Below are 18,688 nucleotides of genomic sequence, written 5' to 3'. Positions count from 1 at the left end.
AGCGCTCGCGAGCGGGAAAGGGTGGGCCGTGTACCTCAAGAGCCTGACGCTGAAGGGCTTCAAGTCCTTCGCCCAGCCGACGACCTTCGCATTCGAGCAGGGCGTCACGTGCATCGTCGGCCCCAACGGCTCAGGCAAGTCGAACGTCGTCGACGCGCTCGCCTGGGTCATGGGCGAGCAGGGGGCGAAGACCCTCCGCGGCGGCAAGATGGAGGACGTCATCTTCGCGGGCACGTCGACGCGCGGCCCGCTCGGGCGCGCCGAGGTGAGCCTCACGATCGACAACGCCGACGGCGCCCTGCCCATCGAGTACAGCGAGGTCTCGATCTCGCGCACGCTCTTCCGCAACGGGTCGAGCGAGTACGCCATCAACGGCGAGACCTGCCGCCTCCTCGACGTGCAGGAGCTGTTGTCCGACTCGGGCCTCGGCCGCGAGATGCACGTCATCGTGGGCCAGGGCCAGCTCGACGCGGTGCTGCGCGCGACGCCCGAGGACCGTCGCGGGTTCATCGAGGAGGCCGCCGGCATCCTGAAGCACCGGCGCCGCAAGGAGAAGACGCTCCGCAAGCTCGACGCGATGCAGGCCAACCTCACGCGCCTGTCGGACCTCGCGGGCGAGATCCGCCGCCAGCTGAAGCCCCTCGGGCGCCAGGCCGAGGTCGCACGCGAAGCCGCCACGATCGCCGCGGTCGTCCGCGACGCCCGCGCCCGGCTCCTCGCCGACGACGTGATCGGCCTGCGGCGGGCCCTCGAGGACCACGGCCGCAACGAGCAGCAGCGGCATGCCGAGCGGCTCGTGCTGCAGGACCAGCTCGAGCAGCGACAGGCGCGCGTGACGGCGCTCGAGCAGTCCCACCTGGGCGACGACGTCGACACGGCGCGCGCGACGAACTTCGCGCTCGAGCAGTCCCGCACGGCGCTGCGGTCGCTCGACTCCCTGGCCAACCAGCGCATCGCCCTGCTCTCGGTCGCCGACGACGCCTCGGATGCCGCGCCCACCGTGACCCGGTCGATGATCGACGACGCACTGGTCGAACTCGACGAGATCCGCGAGGGCATCGACGTCGCGGCGACCGCGCTCGACGAGGCCCAGCACGTCACGCACGATGCCCGTTCGGCCCTCGACGCCGTCGACCTCGAGATCGCCAGGCGCAGCGCCGAGGTGCAGGCGTACGACCTCGCCATCTCGAAGCTGTCGGGCCAGGCCGACTCCGAGGCGTCCAAGCTCGCCGCAGTGCGGGGCGAGGTGCTCCGCCACGCGAACGCGCTCGAGGCCTCGGCCCTGCGTCGCGAGCAGGCGGCGGCCGCACTCGTCGAGGCACAGGCCGAGGCCGAGATCGAGCAGTCCGCCGAGACCGACCTCGACGAGGCGTACGAGCTGGCCCAGTCGGCCGTGTTCGAGGCCGAGGCCGAGATCGAGCGGCTCCGCGAAGACCTGCACGAGCGCGAGCGCGAGCAGGGCGCCCTCTCGGCGCGCACGCAGGCGCTCTCGCTCGCCCTCGACCAGCGCGACGGATCGGCCGCCGTCGCCGGCGCCGACGTCGCGGGCGTGCGCGGGCTGCTCGCCGAGTCGATGCAGGTCGACCCGGGCTTCGAGGCCGCGATCTCGGCCGCCCTCGGATCGCTGAGCGACGCCGTGCTCGTCGACGACCTGGGCGCGGCCCATCGCGCGCTCGCCCACGCGGAGCAGGGCGACCTCGGTCGTGTCGCGCTCGTGCTGGCCGAGCCCGCCGTCGGGCCGGGCGCGAAGGCCGAGCCGCTGCCCTCCGGGTTCGTCGCCGCCTCCGACGTGGTCGCCGCGCCGCCCGGCGTGCTCGGCCTGCTCGCCGAGGTGTTCATCGCCGACGACCTCGCCGCGGTGCGCGCCGTCGAGTCGCAGCTCGCCGCGCGCTCCGTGCCCCCGACCGTCATCACGCGCGACGGCACCGTGGTCGGGCGCTTCGTCGTGCGCGGCGGCACGGGACGCAAGCAGAGCCGCATCGAGCTCCTCGCCGAGCGCGACCGTGCCGCAGCCCGACTCGACGAGGTCCGGAGCGAGATCGAACGACGGCGCGCCGAGCTCGGAGAGCAGCGCGAACTCCACGCGCGCGCCAAGGAGGCCGCGAAGCACGCCCTGACCTCGCTCCGCGAGTTCGACGCCCAGCTGGCCCAGCGCACCGAGCGCCTGAACCGCGCGCGCGTGCAGGCCGAGGCCGCCGAGGCGGACTCCGAGCGGCTCCGGACCGCGTCCGCCAACGCCGAGGAACGCGTCGCCGCAGCGGAGGAGGCTGCCGCGGCGGCGAAGCGGGCGCTCGAGGAGGCCCGTTCGGTGGCGAGGCCCGTGCTCGACCCGAACGCCCGCGACGCGGCATCCGCCGGACTCGAGCGCGCACGCGAGGCCGAGGTCGAGGCGAAGCTCCGGCTCGAGACCGCGCGCGAGCGCGTGCGCTCCGAGGAGGCCCGCATCCGCGCGATGCAGGCGCAGTACGAGGCCGAGCGGCATGCCGCGGCGGAGGCGGCCCGTCGGGCCGTCGTGCGACGCTCGCAGCTCGAGGCCGCGACCAGGGTCGCCGCCTGGCTGCCGGCGGCGCTCGCGTCGGTCGACGCGTCGGTCGCCGAGGCCGGTCTGGCGCTCGGACGGGCCGAGGCCGAGCGCTCCGCCCGCAACGAGGAGCTGCAGGCGCTGCGGCGCGACGAGGCGGGCGTGCGCGAGCGCCTGCACGCGGTCACCGAAGACGTGCACGGGCTCGAGCTGCGCATCTACGAGAAGAAGCTCCAGGTCGGCAGTCTGGTCGAGCGCGCGGAGTCCGAGCTCGGCCTCGAGGAGGCCGTGCTCGTCGCCGAGTACGGCCCCGAGGTGCCGATCCCGGTCGACGACCCCGACGACCCCGACGCCGAGCCGCGCCGGTACCGTCGCGAGGAGCAGCAGCGCCGGTTCGCCGCCGCGGAGCGCAAGCTCTCGCAGCTCGGGCGCGTGAACCCGCTCGCGCTCGAGGAGTTCGCGGCGCTCGAGCAGCGCCACCTCTTCCTCACCGAGCAGCTCACCGACCTGGCGAACACGCGCAAGGACCTGCTCACGATCATCGAGGAGATCGACGGCAAGATGTCGACGATCTTCCGCGACGCGTTCGACGACACCCAGGAGGCGTTCTCGAAGGTGTTCCCCGTGCTGTTCCCCGGCGGCACCGGGAGCATCTCGCTCACCGACCCCGACGACATGCTGACCACCGGCATCGAGGTCTCGGTGCGCCCGGCCGGCAAGAAGATCGAGCGCCTGTCGCTGCTCTCGGGCGGCGAACGCTCGCTCGCCGCGGTCGCGCTGCTGATGGCGATCTTCAAGGCGCGGCCCAGCCCGTTCTACATCATGGACGAGGTCGAGGCCGCGCTCGACGACGCGAACCTCGGGCGCCTGCTCACGACCATGGAGGACCTGCGCGCCGACAGCCAGCTCATCGTCATCACGCACCAGAAGCGCACGATGGAGATCGCCGACGCGCTCTACGGCGTCTCGATGCGCCAGGACGGCGTCTCGGCGGTCGTCGGCCAGCGCGTGCGCGAGGAGGCGGTGGCTGCCGCCGGCTGACCCGGTGAGCGCGGCGCCCACCCCCGGCCCGTAGGCTTGACCCCATGGCAGAACGTGCATCGTGGTCGCTCGGCGCGGCCCTCCGCGGGGTCTTCGGCGCGAAGACCATCGACGAGGACACCTGGGACGACCTCGAGGCGGCGCTCATCCGCGCCGACTTCGGCCCTGCGGTGACCGAGGAGATCGTCGACTCGATCAAGGCGCAGGTCGACCGGTACAAGACGACCGACCCGAAGGACGTGCAGCGGATGCTCCGCGAGACCGTCGAGGAGCGGCTCGCGAAGTACGACCCCACGCTGAAGCTCACCGAGCGACCGGCGGTCGTGCTGGTCGTCGGCGTCAACGGCGTCGGCAAGACCACGACCATCGGCAAGTTCGCCAGGTTCCTCCGCACGTTCGACCGCAGCGTCGTGGTCGGCGCGGCCGACACGTTCCGCGCGGCCGCCGTCGACCAGCTCGCGACCTGGGCCGGTCGGGCGGGCGTCGAGATCGTGCGCCCCGAGCGCGAGGGCCAGGACCCGGCATCCGTCGCCTTCCAGACCGTCGACCGGGCCAAGCGCGAGGGCATCGAGATCGTCATCGTCGACACCGCCGGCCGTCTGCACACCAAGGGCGGGCTCATGGACGAGCTCGGCAAGATCCGCCGCGTGGTCGAGAAGCAGGCGCCCATCAGCGAGGTGCTGCTCGTGCTCGACGCGACCACCGGGCAGAACGGGCTCGCGCAGGCCGAGGCGTTCATCGAGCACGGCGGCGTCACGGGCCTGGTGCTCACCAAGCTCGACGGCAGCGCGAAGGGCGGCTTCGTGCTCGCCGTGCAGGAGAAGACCGGCCTGCCGATCAAGCTCATCGGCCAGGGCGAGGGCATCAACGACCTCACGGGCTTCACGCCCCACGTCTTCGCGCAGAAACTCGTCGGCTGAGGCCGGCGCCACGACAGGGGGGGGGCGGCGCATGGCCACCGAACACGACTACTTCGGCATCGTCGGCGACTACTGGTCCGAGATGATCGAGTACGCCGACCAGCGGGTCGAGGTGGTGCTCGAGACGGAGGACGACGAGGTGCCGGTGCCGGCGCTGGATGCCGCGGCGGCCCTCGTGAGCGAGCTCGAGTTCGCCGACGACGAGGTGCGCAACGCGTTCGTCGGGCAGCTGGACTCCGGCAGCTCGCCGGTCGTGAAGTTCCTGACGGCGCTGCTCGACCCCGACTCCGCGGTCGCCGACGAGATCGAAGACGCCATCGGCCGCGATTCGGGCGACCGGCAGATCGACGCGCTGCGATCGATGTCCCTCGTGCGCGTCGACCTCCGCCCCGAGCTGTTCGGCGAGGGCGAGGCGTTCGCCGAGTTCGAGTACGCGCTCGCCCCCGACGAGACCGACGAGCGGCTCATTGCGACGATCGACGTCGGTCGGGACATCGGCGACGTGCGGTTCGAGGGCTGACGGGGGCCTTCCTCGCGACGGCGCGGAGCGGCATCCGGGGTCGCCTAGAATCGAACCACCATGGCTACCTTCGGAAACCTGTCTGACCGCCTCGCCGAGACCTTCAAGAACCTCCGCACCAAGGGCAAGCTCTCTGCGGCCGACGTCGACGGCACCGTCCGCGAGATCCGTCGCGCGCTGCTCGACGCCGACGTCTCGCTCGACGTGGTCAAGCAGTTCACGGCGCATGTGCGCGAGCGTGCCCTCGGCGACGAGGTCAACAAGGCCCTGAACCCGGCGCAGCAGGTCGTGCAGATCGTCAACGACGAGCTCGTCGCGATCCTCGGCGGCCAGCAGCGGCGCCTGCAGTTCGCCAAGACGGCTCCGACCGTCATCATGCTCGCCGGCCTCCAGGGTGCTGGAAAGACGACGCTCGCGGGCAAGCTCGCGAAGCACCTCGTCAAGGAGGGCCACACGCCGCTGCTCGTCGCGAGCGACCTCCAGCGCCCGAACGCCGTCAACCAGCTGCAGGTCGTGGGCTCGCAGGCGGGCGTGCCCGTGTTCGCGCCCGAGCCCGGCAACGGCGTCGGCGACCCCGTGAAGGTCGCGAAGGCCGGTGTCGACCAGGCCCGCCGCGCCCAGCACGACGTCGTCATCATCGACACGGCCGGCCGCCTCGGCGTCGACGCCGAGATGATGAAGCAGGCCGCGAACATCCGCAAGGCCACGAACCCCGACGAGGTGCTCTTCGTCATCGACGCCATGATCGGCCAGGACGCGGTCGCCACGGCGAAGGCCTTCCAGGCCGGCGTCGACTTCACCGGCGTCGTGCTCTCCAAGCTCGACGGCGACGCCCGCGGCGGCGCCGCGCTCTCGGTCGCCTCGGTCACGGGCCGACCGATCATCTTCGCCTCGACGGGTGAGGGCCTCGACGACTTCGAGGCGTTCCACCCCGACCGCATGGCGAGCCGCATCCTCGACCTCGGCGACATCCTCACCCTCATCGAGCAGGCCCAGCAAGCCTTCGACGAAGAAGAGGCGCTGAAGGTCGCCGAGAAGCTCGCGACCGAGCAGTTCACGCTCGAGGACTTCCTCGCCCAGATGCAGCAGCTGCGCGGCGCGGGGTCGATCAAGAAGATGCTCGGCATGCTTCCCGGCGCCGGCGGCATGAAGCAGCAGCTCGAGAACTTCGACGAGCGCGAGATCGTGCGCACCGAGGCGATCATCCAGTCGATGACGCCCGCCGAGCGCAAGAACACCAAGCTCCTCAACGGCTCCCGCCGCCTGCGCATCGCGAAGGGCGCCGGCATGACCGTGACCGACGTGAACCAGCTCGTGCAGCGGTTCGAGCAGGCCGCCAAGATGATGAAGACGGTCGCGCGCGGCGGCATGCCGCAGATCCCCGGCATGGGGCCCATGCCCGGCGGCGGCGGTCATGGCGGCGGCAAGCGCCAGGCGGCGAAGAACAAGAAGAAGTCCGGCGGTTCGCGCTCGGGCAACCCCGCGAAGCGCGCGACCGAGAACCAGGCGATCGCCGAGGGGCGTCAGCTCACGCCCGGCGCTGCGGCGCCCGCCGGTTCCGGCTTCGGACTGGGGCGCGGCGGCGCCGCGCCGACCCCGTCGGCCGAAGACCTCGCGAAGGTGCAGAAGCTGCTCGGACGCTGACCGGCGACGCTCAGTCCCGTCGCACGCGGGCTGCGCCGAGGTAGTCCACGAGCGCCGGGCCCTCGAGCAGTTCGATGCGCCGGTGCGTCTGGTCGATCCGGCGGCGGATGCGTCGGGTCGGCAGCTCGTCGTGCGATGCGGCGAAGACCACGTTCCCGAGCCCGGCGTCGGCGACGACGGTGGGGGAGGCGACGGCCACGACCTGGTCGAAGCCGTCGACCAGGGTCGCCCCGACCTCGCGCGAGATGCCGAGCCCGATCGTGGCGATGGTGTTCACGACGAGCACCCCGCCCGGGGTGAGCAGCCGACCGAGCTCGTCGAAGAACTCCGCCGTCGAGAGGTGCTCAGGGGTCCGGCTGCCGGCGAAGAGATCGGCGATGACGAGATCGAACCCGCCGGTATGCCGGGCGATGCGCTGCGCGGCGGCGCGGGCGTCGTCGAACTCGAAGGTGATGCCGAGCTCGGGGTCGAGCGGCAAGGCGTCGAGCACGAACTCCAGGAGCGGGCGATGCAGCTCGACGACGTGCTGCGCGGATGCCGGCCGCGTCGCGCCGAGGTACCTGGCGATCGTCAGTGCGCCCGCACCGAGGTGCAGCACGCGCACGGGATCGGCCGGCTCGCGGCATCCGTCGGCGATCGCGGCGACGAAGCGCGTGTACTCGAGCTGGAGGTCGCGCGGATCGGCCGGGTTCACGTGGGACTGCGTGACGCCGTCGACGACGAGCGAGACGCCGCCGTTCGTGCCGCGCCCGGGGAGGAGCTCTGCGCGGAGGTCGGCGAGGTCGAGTTCGAGGGTGCGGCCGTGCATGACACCACCTTACGGCCGCGGCGCCTTCGATTACTTACAGATCTGTAAGCAAAGCGCCCGGCGCGCTACAGTGAAGCGGGCGGGACATCGCCGCAACCTCAGATCCCTGGAGCAGCATCATGACCATCGGTTCGGCGGACTACCGCGACTCCGGCCTCGCCTTCGGCCCCGACTTCCTCTTCGGTTCGGCCACGGCCTCGTACCAGATCGAGGGCGCCGTCGCCGAAGACGGACGCGGCCCCTCCATCTGGGACACGTTCAGCCACACCCCCGGCAAGGTCTGGAACGGCGACACCGGCGACCGGGCGTGCGACCACTACCACCGCCTCGACGAGGACCTCGACCTCATGGTGCGGCTCGGGCTCGAGGCCTACCGGTTCTCGATCGCGTGGCCGCGCATCCAGCCGACTGGCCGGGGTCCGGCCAACGAGGCGGGGCTCGCGTTCTACGAGCGCCTCGTCGACGGGCTCATCGCCCGCGGCATCCGCCCCATCGCGACGCTCTACCACTGGGACCTGCCGCAGGCCCTCGAAGACGAGGGCGGCTGGACGAACCGCGCGACGGCCGAGGCGTTCGCCGACTACGCGCGCATCCTGGGCGAGCGCCTGGGCGACCGCGTCGCCGTCTGGACCACGCTCAACGAGCCGTGGTGCTCGTCGTACCTCGGCTACGGCTCCGGAGCCCACGCGCCCGGCCTCATGGACGGCGCGAAGGCGCTCGCGGCCGTGCACCACCTGAACCTCGCGCACGGCCTCGCGATCCAGACGCTCCGCGGGGTCGTCACGAACGACCCGGGCTACTCGATCACGCTCAACCTGCACGTCATCCGCCCGTCGGGGCCCACGGGCGCCGAGGCCGCGCGTCGCATCGACGGCCTCGCGAACCGCGTCTTCCTCGGCCCGCTGCTCGACGGCGAGTACCCCGCCGACGTCATCGCCGACACGGCCGACGTGACCGACTGGGCCTTCGTGAAGCCGGGCGACACCGAGCTCATCCGCCAGCCCATCGACCTGCTCGGCGTGAACTACTACTCGACCGTCACGGTGCGCATGTGGGACGGCGAGAGCCCGCGCGTGAACGCCGACGGCCACAAGGACATGGGCGGCACCGCCTGGCCCGGGTCCGAGCAGGTCGAGTTCCTCGAGCAGCCCGGCCCGTACACCGAGATGGGGTGGAACATCGACCCGTCCGGCCTCGAAGACCTCCTCGTCTCGCTGCACGAGGCGTACCCCGGCCTGCCGCTCATGGTGACCGAGAACGGGGCGGCGTTCGCCGACGCCGTGGTCGACGGCCCAGACGGCCGGGCCGTGCACGACGTGGAGCGCACCGACTACCTGCGTCGGCACTTCACGGCCGCCCACCGCGCGATCGAGCGCGGCGTCGACCTGCGCGGCTACCAGGTGTGGTCGCTCATGGACAACTTCGAGTGGGGCTACGGGTACTCCAAGCGGTTCGGCATCGTCCGCGTCGACTACGACACGTTCGAGCGCCTCCCGAAGGACAGCGCGCTCTGGTACGCCGAGCTCATCCGCACGCGCGCCATCCCGGAGGTGCCGGCTCCGTCGGTCTGACCCTCAGGGTCGACTCGCGGAGTGGTCGCGATCAGCGGGCGGATGCCGCGGCATCCGCCCGCTGTCCGCGACCGTCGCCCCGGAGCTCGCGGGCGAGATGCGCGACGACCGCCGAGAGATCGCCGCCGTTCGCCTCGGCGACCTGGAGCTGCCGCCGGTAGCTGCCGCCCTGGTCGAGCATGACGCGCACGAGCTGCAGCTCCCGGGCGCATCCCAGCCGCTCGGCGATCGGCACGAGCGTCGTCACGAGGTCGCGCAGGTCGTCGGAGACGAGGCGCTCGGTGCCCGCGACATCGGTGATCACCTCGGCGTCGAGGCCGTACCTGGCCGCCCGCCACTTGTTCTCGCGCACGTACCAGGGCTGCAGCACGGTGAGCGTGCCGCCCTCGTCGAGGCGGGTCGACATCCACTCGACGAGGCACTGCACGAGCGCGCCGATCGCGGCGAGCTCGGCCGCCGTGGAGACGCCGTCGCAGACGCGCACCTCGACCGTGCCCCACTTCGCCGACGGGCGGATGTCCCAGCGCACCTCGGAGTAGTCCTCGATGACGCCCGTGCGCACGAGGTCGTCGACGTAGCGCTCGTAGGCGGCCCAGTCGGGCAGCGCGTATGGCAGGCCCGCGGTGGGCAGCTGCTGGAACATGAGGGCGCGGTTCGAGGCGTAGCCGGTGTCGACGCCCGCCCAGAACGGGCTCGACGCCGAGAGCGCCTGCAGGTGCGGCAGGTAGGCGAGCAGGCCGTCGAGGATCGGCAGCGCCTTGTCGCGATCCTCGATGCCCACGTGCACGTGCACGCCCCAGATCATCATGTTGCGCCCCCACCAGCGGGTGCGCTCGACGAGCTTGTGGTACCTCGGCTTGTCGGTGAGGTGCTGGTCGTACCACTGGCTGAACGGGTGCGAGCCGCTGCAGATGAGCTCGTACTCGCCGAGCTCGTCGACGACGGCGCGGACCTCGTCGAGCTGCCCCTGGAGGTCGGCGACGGCGTCGGCGACGCGCTCGTGCACGCCGCTCACGAGTTCCACCGTGTTGGTGAGCATCTCCTCGGTGATCGACGGATGCCGCCCGCCCGCGCTCCGCTCGTGCAGCACGTCGAGCACGCGGTCGCCGACGGAGGCGAGCTCGCCCGTCGCACGGTCGACGATCGCGATCTCCCACTCGATGCCGACGGTGGATCTCGCGGACCGGGCGAACTCGATCGGCATGCGGGCCCCTTTCGCACGGCGCGTCCGGCACCGTCGGCCCATCATGACATGCACGGATGGCGATTATCCTTCCGGCGCGTTATCTGCAAGAATGGTCAGTCGAGTTCTGTTGTGCCCGACCCTCTATCCGGCGCGCAGAGCCACTCAGAGCTTCCGCCGAGTGTGCACCCCACGCTCACGGCTGTCAGTTCACCCAACTCACAACATTTCAGGAGAATTGTGGCTGTCAAGATTCGTCTCAAGCGCCTCGGCAAGATCCGTGCGCCGTACTACCGCATCGTCGTCGCCGACTCGCGCACCAAGCGCGACGGTCGCGTGATCGAGGAGATCGGCAAGTACCACCCCACCGAGAACCCCTCGTTCATCGAGGTCGACTCCGAGCGCGCCCAGTACTGGCTCTCCGTCGGCGCGCAGCCGACCGAGCAGGTCGAGGCCATCCTCAAGCTGACCGGCGACTGGGGCAAGTTCAAGGGCGACAAGAACGCCGTCTCGACCGTCAAGGTCGCCGAGCCGAAGGCGGCCTTCGTCGCCGACGACAAGAAGAAGCCGGTGCTGAAGCCCAAGTCGGAGAAGCCCGCGCCGAAGGCCGAAGAGGCCGAGGTCGCTGCTGACGCGTCGACGGACGAGGCGTAAGTCTTGCTCCAGTCCGCGCTCGAACACCTCGTCAAGGGGATCGTCGATCACCCTGACGACGTGAAGGTCGTCTCCGCGTCGAGCGCACGCGGCGAGGTCCTCGAGGTTCACGTGAACCCCGAGGACCTCGGTCGCGTCATCGGCCGGGCAGGTCGCACCGCGAAGGCGCTCCGCACGCTCGTCACCGCGCTGGCCGACGGGCGTCGCGTCCGCGTCGACGTCGTCGACACCGACGACTGACGTGGCCGACGCACCCCGAACCCAACTCCGGGTCGGTCGCCTGACCAAGGCGCACGGCCTGAAGGGCGCGATCAAGCTCGAGCTCTACACCGACGACCCCGAGCGCCGGTTCGTGCCGGGCGCGGAGTTCTCGCTGCAGGTGCCGGCCGAGTCCCCGTGGCACGGCAAGCACCTCGTGCTCCGCGACCTCCGCTGGTACAACGGCATGCCGGTGGCCTTCTTCGAGGGGGTCGACGACCGCACCGCCGCCGAGGCGCTGCTGAAGGCGATCCTGTGGGTCGAGAACGTCGACCTCGAAGAGGCCGAGCCCGACGCCTGGTACGACCACCAGCTCGTCGGCCTCGCGGTCGTGCGCGACGGCAGCAAGGTCGGCGAGGTCGTGCGCGTCGACCACTTCCCGGCTCAGGACCTGCTCATCGTGAAGACGCCGTCGGGCGAGGTCATGGTGCCGTTCGTGCAGGCGATCGTGCCCGACGTCGACGTGACGGCGGGCGTCGTCACGGTCACGCCGCCGGCGGGCCTCTTCGAGGAGATCGCCGACGACGACGCGCCGACGGGCGACGCCGACGGGTCGACCGGCTCAGCCGCGTCCGCCGAGTAGGGCGTCCGGCCGTGCGCATCGACATCGTCACGATCTTCCCCGAGTTCTTCTCGGTGCTCGACATCTCACTGCTCGGCAAGGCCAGGCAGGCCGGGATCATCGAGGTCGAGGCGCACGACCTGCGCTCGTTCACGCACGACCGTCATCGCACGGTCGACGACACCCCGTACGGCGGCGGCGCCGGCATGGTGATGAAGCCCGAGCCGTGGGGCGAGGCGATCGACTCGATCGTCGGCCCCGCGGAATCCGAGGCCCTGCTCGTCGTGCCGTCGCCCGCGGGCGAGCCGTTCACGCAGGCCGTCGCCCGCGAGCTGGCCGCCGAGCAGCACCTCGTCTTCGCCTGCGGCCGCTACGAGGGCATCGACCAGCGCGTCACCGACCACTACGAGGGGCGCATGCGCGTGCGCCTGATCAGCCTCGGCGACTACGTGCTGAACGGCGGCGAGGTCGCCGTCATGGCCATGATCGAGGCCGCCGGGCGTCTGGTGCCCGGCGTGGTCGGCAACCCCGAGAGCCTCGTCGAGGAATCGCACGAGGACGGCCTGCTCGAGTACCCGAGCTACACCAAGCCCGCCGTCTGGCGAGACCTCGAGGTGCCGCCCGTGCTGCTGTCGGGCAACCACGGTGCGGTCGCCGCGTGGCGCCGCGAGCAGCAGGTCGAGCGCACCAGGCGTGTGCGCCCCGAGCTCCTCGACGACTGACCCGGCGCCGCCGCCCGCCGAGCCCCCACTCGCGCGTTCCCGGGCGCGTGAGGTCTTCTTCACCTGCTCGAAACAGACGGGTGCGCACCGCGAAACACGCCGTTTATAGCGTCGATACCGGCGGTGCACAGCGAATACCCGCCGGAAAGCGCGGGTTGTCGATGGCCGGGCCGAGTGTCGATGACCTGCAGACCGACTCCGACGACCTTCCGCCACTGCGCCTCATCGCGGCGACCCACGGCTCGCCGTCCACGGCCAACCGCAAGGCCGTGATGCGGCTCGTCGACCGGGTGGCCACGGCCGAACCCGCGATCGACGTGGCCATCGACTTCGTCGACGCCAAGAGCGCCGACATCGCCGCTGCCGTCGCCGCCGCCGGCAGCGCGGACGCGGTGATCGTGCCGCTGACGCTCTCGGCGGGCTACCACGTGCGCACCGGACTCGCGTTCGGCCTCGAGCGCATCGGCGGCGGGGTGCGCCTGGCCGCCGAACTCGGCCCCGACGATCGCCTGGTCGGCATCCTCGCCGAGCGCCTGTACGACGCGGGCCTCGAAGACGGCGACGCGGTGCTGCTCGCAGCAGCCGGGTCCAACGATCCGCGCGCGGTGCGCGAGTGCTTCGACACCGCCAGACGCCTGGGCCATCGCCTCGGGCGCCCCGTCACGGTCGGCTTCATCGCGGCGGCCATCCCGCGCCTGCCCGACGCGATCGAGATGATCCGCGAGGTGCACCCCGGCACCCGCATCGCCGTCGCCGCCTACCTGCTCGCCCCCGGCACGTTCTACGATGCGGCGGCCGCGGTCGGCGCCGAGATCGTCGCGGAACCGCTCATCGCGCCGGGCCGTCCGGTGCCGCACGCGCTCGTCGAGGTCGTGCTCGACCGGTACGCCGCGGTCGAGGCCGAGCGGCGCCACTACGCCTGAGGCGGCCCTCGCCGCGACGCCCGAGGTGGCGACTGCCGCCGCCCTGGGTCGCGACAGCCGCGCGCCCTCAGGCCGTGACCGCAGCGCGCCCTCAGGCCGTGACCGCAGCGCGCCCGCAGGTCGCGACCGCCGCGGGCCCTCAGGCCGCGAGCGTGGGGGTGCCGTCGGCGTCGGCGACCCGGGCGAGCACGTCGGCGATGCGCGAGCGGCATCCGCCGCAGCCCGTTCCCGCACGGGTGTCCTTGCCGACGCATTCGACCGTCGTGTTGCCGCACGCCGCCGACTCCTCGATACGGCCGACGGTCACGGCATTGCACCAGCACACCGTCGTCGTCGGGGCGAACGCGTCGGCGTCCGCCGCGGGGTCGTAGTCGGGGCCGTCGAAGCGCAGCAGCAGCGAGCGGTCGGCGGGCAGCTCGCCGCCACGCTCGAACAGGAGCGTGAGCTCGGCGGCGGTGCGCGGCATCCCGACGCTCACGAAGCCCGTGAGCACGCCGTCCTCGGTCACCATCTTCACGTAGCGCAGGTGCTCGGGGTCGGCCCACTGCGCGATCCGGCGGCGGGGGTGCAGCGCGTCGTCGTCCCACGGGTCGCCCGAGATGTCGCCGACGGCGACCACGTCGATGTGCTCGGCCTTCAGCATGACGAGCGGGTCGCGCTCGACCGGCGTGGCGACGTCGTGCTCGCGCTTCGCGGCCTCGGCGAGGAACGCGCCGGCGAGCCACGCCGCCTGCCGCCATCCGGGCCCGATGAGGCCCGACGGCGCCCCGGGCAGGGTGCGCTGGCCCGCGAGCTCCTCGGTACGCTCGACGACCTGCGCGCAGTCGCCGATGGCGAAGATCGCCGGGTCGGTCCACGACGAGAGGTCGGGGTGCACGACGATGCCGGCGGCCGTGCGGAGCCCAGCGAGCACCGCCAGCTCGGTGCGCGCGCTGACGCCGCACGAGAGCACGAGCAGATCGCCGCGCAGCTGCTTGCCGTCGGCCGTGACGAGCATGTCGAAGCGGCGCCCGCCGTCGTCGTCGGTGCGGAAGGCGACGGCCTCCGCACGGCTGTGCGCGATGACCTGGATGCCGGTGCGGCGCAGGGCCGCCCGCAGCACCTGCCCGCCGCCGCGATCGAGGTTGCGGGGCATCGGGTGCGGGCCATGGTGCACCACGCAGACCTGGGCGCCGGCGTGCGCGGCGGCGAGCGCGAGCTCCAGGCCGAGCACGCCGGCGCCGAGCACGATGATGCGGCGGCGATCGCGCACGGCCTCGAGCACCCGCTCGGCGTCGGCGAGGTCGCGGAGCGCCGTGATGCCGGCCGGGAGCTCGTCGTCGCGGGCGACCAGCTGCCTGCCGTACTTCTCGAGCGAGGCGAGGTCGCGGCGGTGGCGCTCGACACCGTCGAGGGTCGGCACGTTCGCCCGCGCGCCGGTCGCGAGCACGAGCCGGTCGTAGCCGAGCGTCTCCCCGGTGTCGAGGAGCACCGTGCGCTCGGCGCGGTCGATCGCGGTCACCGCGACGCCGAGCAGCACGCGCGCGCCGGCCTCCTCCGCGGTGATCCGGTCGCCGACGAGCATGCCGTCGAGGTCGGCGTTGCCGACCGCGTACTCAGCGACCAGCACGCGGTTGTACGCCTCGATGTCTTCACCGGCGATGACGGTGAGCTCCACGGCGCCGGCCTGCACCCCGGGCAGCAGCTCCTCGACGAAGCGCGCGCCGACCGGACCGTAGCCGACGAGGACGATCTTCAACGGGCTCATCTGGGTCATGCGAGCACTCCGGTCTCTTCGGGGCGGGCGATGGCGTCGACCTCGGCGATCCGCCGCACGCGGACCACGTTCGTCTTGAACTCGGGCATCGACGAGATCGGGTCGACCTCGTCGGAGGTGAGCAGGTTCGCAGCCTGCCCGTCGCCGTAGTGGAAGGGCAGGAAGACCGCTTCGGGGCGGATGTCGGGAGTGTGCCGCGCCCGGCAGCGCACGACGCCGCGTCCGTTCGCGACCTCGATCTCGTCGCCGTCGTCGATGCCGAGTCGCAGCGCGGTGGCCGGGTGCATCGAGGCGAGCGCCTCGGGTTGGGCCTCGAGCAGCTCGGGCACGCGCCTCGTCTGCGCACCGCTCTGGTAGTGCTCGAGCAGGCGCCCGGTCACGAGGGTGAGTTCGCCGGATGCCGGCGCGGGGCGGGCCGTCTCGCGCACCGTCACGGGCACGAGCCGGGCGAGCCCGTCGGGGTGCGCGAACCGGTCGACGAAGAGGCGCGGAGTGCCGGTGCTCTCGCGGGGGAAGGGCCAGTACGCGGCCTCGCCGCGGTCGAGCATGGCGTAGTCGATGCCCGAGTAGTCGGCGATGCCGCCCTCGGATGCCAAGCGCAGCTCCTCGAAGACGGCCTCGGGGTCGGTGTCGAACGCGGCGGTGCAGTCGAGCCGCCGGGCGAGCTCGTGCAGGATCCAGAGTTCGTCGCGAACGCCGGAGGGCGGCGTGATCGCGCGGCGGCGACGGATGACGCGCCCCTCGAGCGAGGTCATGGTGCCCTCCTCCTCGGCCCACTGCGTGATCGGCAGCACCACGTCGGCGAGAGCGGCCGTCTCGGAGAGGAAGAAGTCGCAGACCACGAGCAGGTCGAGACGGCCGAGTCCCTCGCGCACCTCGCGCACGTTGGGGGAGGAGACCACGAGGTTCGAGCCGTGCACCATGAGCGCGCGCACGCCGCCGGGCACGCCGAGCAGCTTCAGCAGCTCGATCGCCGGCACGCCGGGGCCGGGCAGGTCGGCGGGGTCGACGCCCCACACCCGCGCGACGTGGGCGCGCGCCTCGGGGTCGACGATCTTGCGGTATCCGGGCAGCTGGTCGCACTTCTGGCCGTGCTCGCGCCCGCCCTGTCCGTTGCCCTGCCCGGTGAGCGTGCCGTACCCGCTGCCGGGGCGACCGGGCAGGCCGAGGAGCAGCGCGAGGTTGATCGCCGCGGTCGCGGTGTCGGTGCCGTCGACGTGCTGCTCGACGCCGCGACCCGTGAGGATGTAGGTGCTCGCACCCGAGGCCAGCCGGCGCGCGAGCCGCTTGAGCGTGAGCGCGGCGACGCCGGTGACCGACTGCACGCGCTCGGGCCACCAGGCCGCGACGCTGCGCCGGAGCCGGTCGAAGCCGACGGTGCGCGCGGCGACGTAGTCGACGTCGACCAGGCGTTCGGCGATCACCACGTGGATGAGTCCGAGCAGGAGCGGAAGGTCGGTTCCGGGTGCCGGCTGCACGTGCAGGCCCTTGCCGTCGTCGGTGAGGCGGGCGGTCGCGGTGCGGCGGGGATCGACGACGACGAGTCCTCCGGCGGCCTGGGCGCCCGCGAGGTGGCCGATGAACGGGGGCATGGTCTCGGCGGGGTTCGTGCCGAGCAGCAGGATCGTCGTGGCCCCGTCGAGGTCCTCGAGCGGAAACGGCAGGCCCCGGTCGACCCCGAACGCCCGATTGCCGGCGGCCGCGGCCGACGACATGCAGTAGCGGCCGTTGTAGTCGATGCGGCTCGTGCCGAGCGCGAGTCGCGCGAACTTGCCGAGCAGGTAGGACTTCTCGTTGGTGAGGCCGCCGCCCCCGAACACGCCGACCGCGTCGGCACCGTGCTCCGATCGGATGCCGCGGAGCGACGTCGAGATGAGGTCGAGCGCCTCCTCCCACGACGTCTCGTGGAGCGCGCCGTCGGCGCCCCGCACGAGCGGGGCGCCGAGGCGGGACGGTGCGCGGAGCAGCTCCGCCGAGGTCCACCCCTTCTTGCACAGCCCGCCCCGGTTCGTCGGGAAGTCGCGGCCGGCGACCACGACGGGCGCCGTGGCGTCGTGCGTGGCGTGTGCCGCGGCATCCGTCGGGGTGAGGGTCATCGCGCACTGCAGCGCGCAGTACGGGCAGTGCGTGTCGGCGGGGTGGGTCAATGCGTCTCGTTTCAGATCTTGTGGGCGCTGAGCCGGCCGGAGCGCACGTACACGGCCCAGGTGAGCACGAGCAGCACGACGTAGGCCGCGATGAATCCGACGAACGCGGCGCCGTAGGCGCCCGTCGACTGGAACGAGAGGTTCAGGGCCTGCGGGATCAGGAAGCCGCCGTAGGCGCCGATGGCCGAGATGAGTCCGAGCGCAGCGGCGGCCTTGCGCTGCGTCGAGACATCGCCGGTACCGCCGCCGCGAACCGCGAACACGACCGGCACCATGCGGTAGGTCGAGCCGTTGCCGATGCCCGCCGAGGCGAAGAGCACCAGGAAGAGCGCGAGGAACAGCCAGAACTGCCCGAGCGGGAGCGTGAGCAGCACGGCCACCGTGACGAGCGCCATCGAGGCGAACGCGAGCATCGTGATGCGCGCGCCGCCGAACCGGTCGGCGAGGCGGCCGCCGTAGGGGCGGGCGAGCGAACCGACGAGCGCGCCCATGAACGCGAGCGAGACGGACGCGCCGCCGACCGCGATGGTCGAGAAGTCGGGGAACTGATCGGCGATGAGCTTCGGGAACACGCTCGCGAAGCCGATGAACGAGCCGAACGTGCCGATGTAGAGCAGTGCGAGCAGCCACAGGTGCGGTTCGCGGAGTGCCGCAGCCGAGCCGGAGAAGTCGGCCTTCGCGTTGGAGAGGTTGTTCATGTACCTCGCCGCGCCGAACATCGCGACGAGGATGAACGGGATCCAGATCCAGCCGGCGATGGGCAGGTTGACGCTCGCTCCCGCACCGATGGTGATCACGATGGGAACGACGAACTGGGCGACCGAGGCGCCGAGGTTTCCGCCGGCCGCGTTCAGGCCGAGGGCCCAGCCCTTCTCGCGCTGCGGGTAGAAGAACGTGATGTTCGACATCGAGCTGGCGAAGTTGCCGCCGCCGAAGCCGGCCAGGGCCGCCGCGCCCAGCAGCATCGGGAAGGGCGTCTCGGGGTTCGACAGGCAGAACACCATCGCGAGGGTGGGCAGCAGCAGGAGTGCCGCCGAGACGATGGTCCAGTTGCGACCGCCGAACTTCGCCACCACGAACGAGTACGGGATGCGCAGGGTCGCGCCCACCAGGCTCGGGATCGAGATCAGCCAGAAGATCTCGCCGGTCGTGAGGTCGAATCCGGCCTGGGGCAGCGCGACGACCACGATCGACCAGAGCTGCCAGACGACGAAGCCGAGGAACTCGGCGAAGATCGACCAGTTCAGGTTGCGCCGTGCGATCGAACGCCCCTGGGACTCCCACTGCGCGGTGTCCTCGGGGTTCCAGCCGTCGATCCAGCGGCCCTGGCGGAAGGCCAGGGGCGGTGCCCCGGTCGTGGCCGGCGCACCGATGGCGGGGCTGGTCGTCGCGGCCGGGGGAGCCGAGCTCGTGGTCTGGGTCATGGGTGCCTCCGAGGTGTCGATCACGTGGTGGAGC

15 protein-coding genes are annotated in these 18,688 nt (G+C 72.0%); 10 read left to right on the top strand and 5 right to left on the bottom strand.

Annotated elements, in window-relative coordinates:
• The first annotated feature begins 28 nt into the window (after nt 1–28).
• The 4 genes from smc to ffh are packed head-to-tail and all read left to right on the top strand — an operon-like array spanning nt 29 to nt 6,646.
• Nucleotides 29–3,562 carry a chromosome segregation protein SMC gene (gene smc / locus ACFVS8_RS03560; RefSeq protein WP_387057616.1) on the top strand — a complete coding sequence of 1,178 codons (3,534 nt, stop codon included), beginning with the start codon at nt 29–31 and terminating at the stop codon, nt 3,560–3,562.
• Nucleotides 3,563–3,606: 44 nt separating this feature from the next.
• Nucleotides 3,607–4,482 carry a signal recognition particle-docking protein FtsY gene (gene ftsY / locus ACFVS8_RS03555; protein WP_387057614.1) on the top strand — a complete coding sequence of 292 codons (876 nt, stop codon included), beginning with the start codon at nt 3,607–3,609 and terminating at the stop codon, nt 4,480–4,482.
• 31 nt (nt 4,483–4,513) lie between these two features.
• Complete coding sequence (locus ACFVS8_RS03550) at nt 4,514–5,002, top strand: DUF2004 domain-containing protein (RefSeq protein WP_387057612.1); 489 nt, start codon at nt 4,514–4,516, stop codon at nt 5,000–5,002.
• Between the two features lie 60 nt (nt 5,003–5,062).
• A complete protein-coding gene (gene ffh, locus ACFVS8_RS03545; RefSeq protein WP_387057610.1) occupies nt 5,063–6,646 on the top strand; it encodes a signal recognition particle protein in 1,584 nt (527 codons plus the stop codon).
• Nucleotides 6,647–6,656: 10 nt separating this feature from the next.
• On the opposite strand, the gene ACFVS8_RS03540 is transcribed toward ffh, so the two are convergent.
• Nucleotides 6,657–7,454 carry a spermidine synthase gene (locus ACFVS8_RS03540; RefSeq protein ID WP_387057608.1) on the bottom strand — a complete coding sequence of 266 codons (798 nt, stop codon included), beginning with the start codon at nt 7,452–7,454 and terminating at the stop codon, nt 6,657–6,659.
• Between the two features lie 119 nt (nt 7,455–7,573).
• Here ACFVS8_RS03540 and ACFVS8_RS03535 point away from each other — a divergent pair, with 119 nt between their 5' ends.
• Nucleotides 7,574–9,025, top strand: coding sequence for a GH1 family beta-glucosidase (locus tag ACFVS8_RS03535; protein WP_387057606.1), 1,452 nt, complete (start codon nt 7,574–7,576; stop codon nt 9,023–9,025).
• 31 nt (nt 9,026–9,056) lie between these two features.
• On the opposite strand, the gene ACFVS8_RS03530 is transcribed toward ACFVS8_RS03535, so the two are convergent.
• Nucleotides 9,057–10,229 (bottom strand): glutamate--cysteine ligase, encoded by a 1,173-nt coding sequence (locus tag ACFVS8_RS03530; RefSeq protein ID WP_387057604.1) that lies wholly within the window; start codon nt 10,227–10,229, stop codon nt 9,057–9,059.
• A 219-nt stretch (nt 10,230–10,448) separates the two neighbouring features.
• Here ACFVS8_RS03530 and rpsP point away from each other — a divergent pair, with 219 nt between their 5' ends.
• From rpsP to ACFVS8_RS03505, 5 genes are all read left to right on the top strand, one after another.
• Complete coding sequence (rpsP, locus tag ACFVS8_RS03525; protein WP_387057602.1) at nt 10,449–10,862, top strand: 30S ribosomal protein S16; 414 nt, start codon at nt 10,449–10,451, stop codon at nt 10,860–10,862.
• A gap of 3 nt (nt 10,863–10,865) precedes the next feature.
• Nucleotides 10,866–11,102 carry an RNA-binding protein gene (locus ACFVS8_RS03520; RefSeq protein ID WP_056651189.1) on the top strand — a complete coding sequence of 79 codons (237 nt, stop codon included), beginning with the start codon at nt 10,866–10,868 and terminating at the stop codon, nt 11,100–11,102.
• Nucleotide 11,103: 1 nt separating this feature from the next.
• Nucleotides 11,104–11,703, top strand: a complete 600-nt coding sequence (gene rimM / locus ACFVS8_RS03515) for a ribosome maturation factor RimM (protein WP_387057600.1) — start codon at nt 11,104–11,106, stop codon at nt 11,701–11,703.
• 11 nt (nt 11,704–11,714) lie between these two features.
• Complete coding sequence (gene trmD / locus ACFVS8_RS03510) at nt 11,715–12,404, top strand: tRNA (guanosine(37)-N1)-methyltransferase TrmD (protein WP_387057598.1); 690 nt, start codon at nt 11,715–11,717, stop codon at nt 12,402–12,404.
• A 161-nt stretch (nt 12,405–12,565) separates the two neighbouring features.
• Nucleotides 12,566–13,327 (top strand): sirohydrochlorin chelatase, encoded by a 762-nt coding sequence (locus ACFVS8_RS03505; RefSeq protein WP_387057596.1) that lies wholly within the window; start codon nt 12,566–12,568, stop codon nt 13,325–13,327.
• 139 nt (nt 13,328–13,466) lie between these two features.
• On the opposite strand, the gene ACFVS8_RS03500 is transcribed toward ACFVS8_RS03505, so the two are convergent.
• From ACFVS8_RS03500 to ACFVS8_RS03490, 3 genes are read right to left on the bottom strand one after another with little or no spacing between them, the layout of a single operon-like run.
• Nucleotides 13,467–15,083 carry an FAD-dependent oxidoreductase gene (locus ACFVS8_RS03500; protein ID WP_387057594.1) on the bottom strand — a complete coding sequence of 539 codons (1,617 nt, stop codon included), beginning with the start codon at nt 15,081–15,083 and terminating at the stop codon, nt 13,467–13,469.
• Nucleotides 15,080–17,230 carry a molybdopterin oxidoreductase family protein gene (locus ACFVS8_RS03495; protein ID WP_387057593.1) on the bottom strand — a complete coding sequence of 717 codons (2,151 nt, stop codon included), beginning with the start codon at nt 17,228–17,230 and terminating at the stop codon, nt 15,080–15,082. The genes ACFVS8_RS03500 and ACFVS8_RS03495 overlap by 4 nt, the downstream gene beginning before the upstream one ends.
• An 11-nt stretch (nt 17,231–17,241) precedes the next feature.
• Nucleotides 17,242–18,654, bottom strand: coding sequence for an MFS transporter (locus ACFVS8_RS03490; protein ID WP_387058170.1), 1,413 nt, complete (start codon nt 18,652–18,654; stop codon nt 17,242–17,244).
• Nucleotides 18,655–18,688: the final 34 nt, after the last annotated feature.

It is taken from the genome of Agromyces sp. NPDC058110 (genome assembly GCF_042884735.1).
Lineage (GTDB): Bacteria > Actinomycetota > Actinomycetes > Actinomycetales > Microbacteriaceae > Agromyces.
Note: the sequence above shows the minus strand (reverse complement) of the source record. Positions and strands in the feature narration are given on the sequence as shown.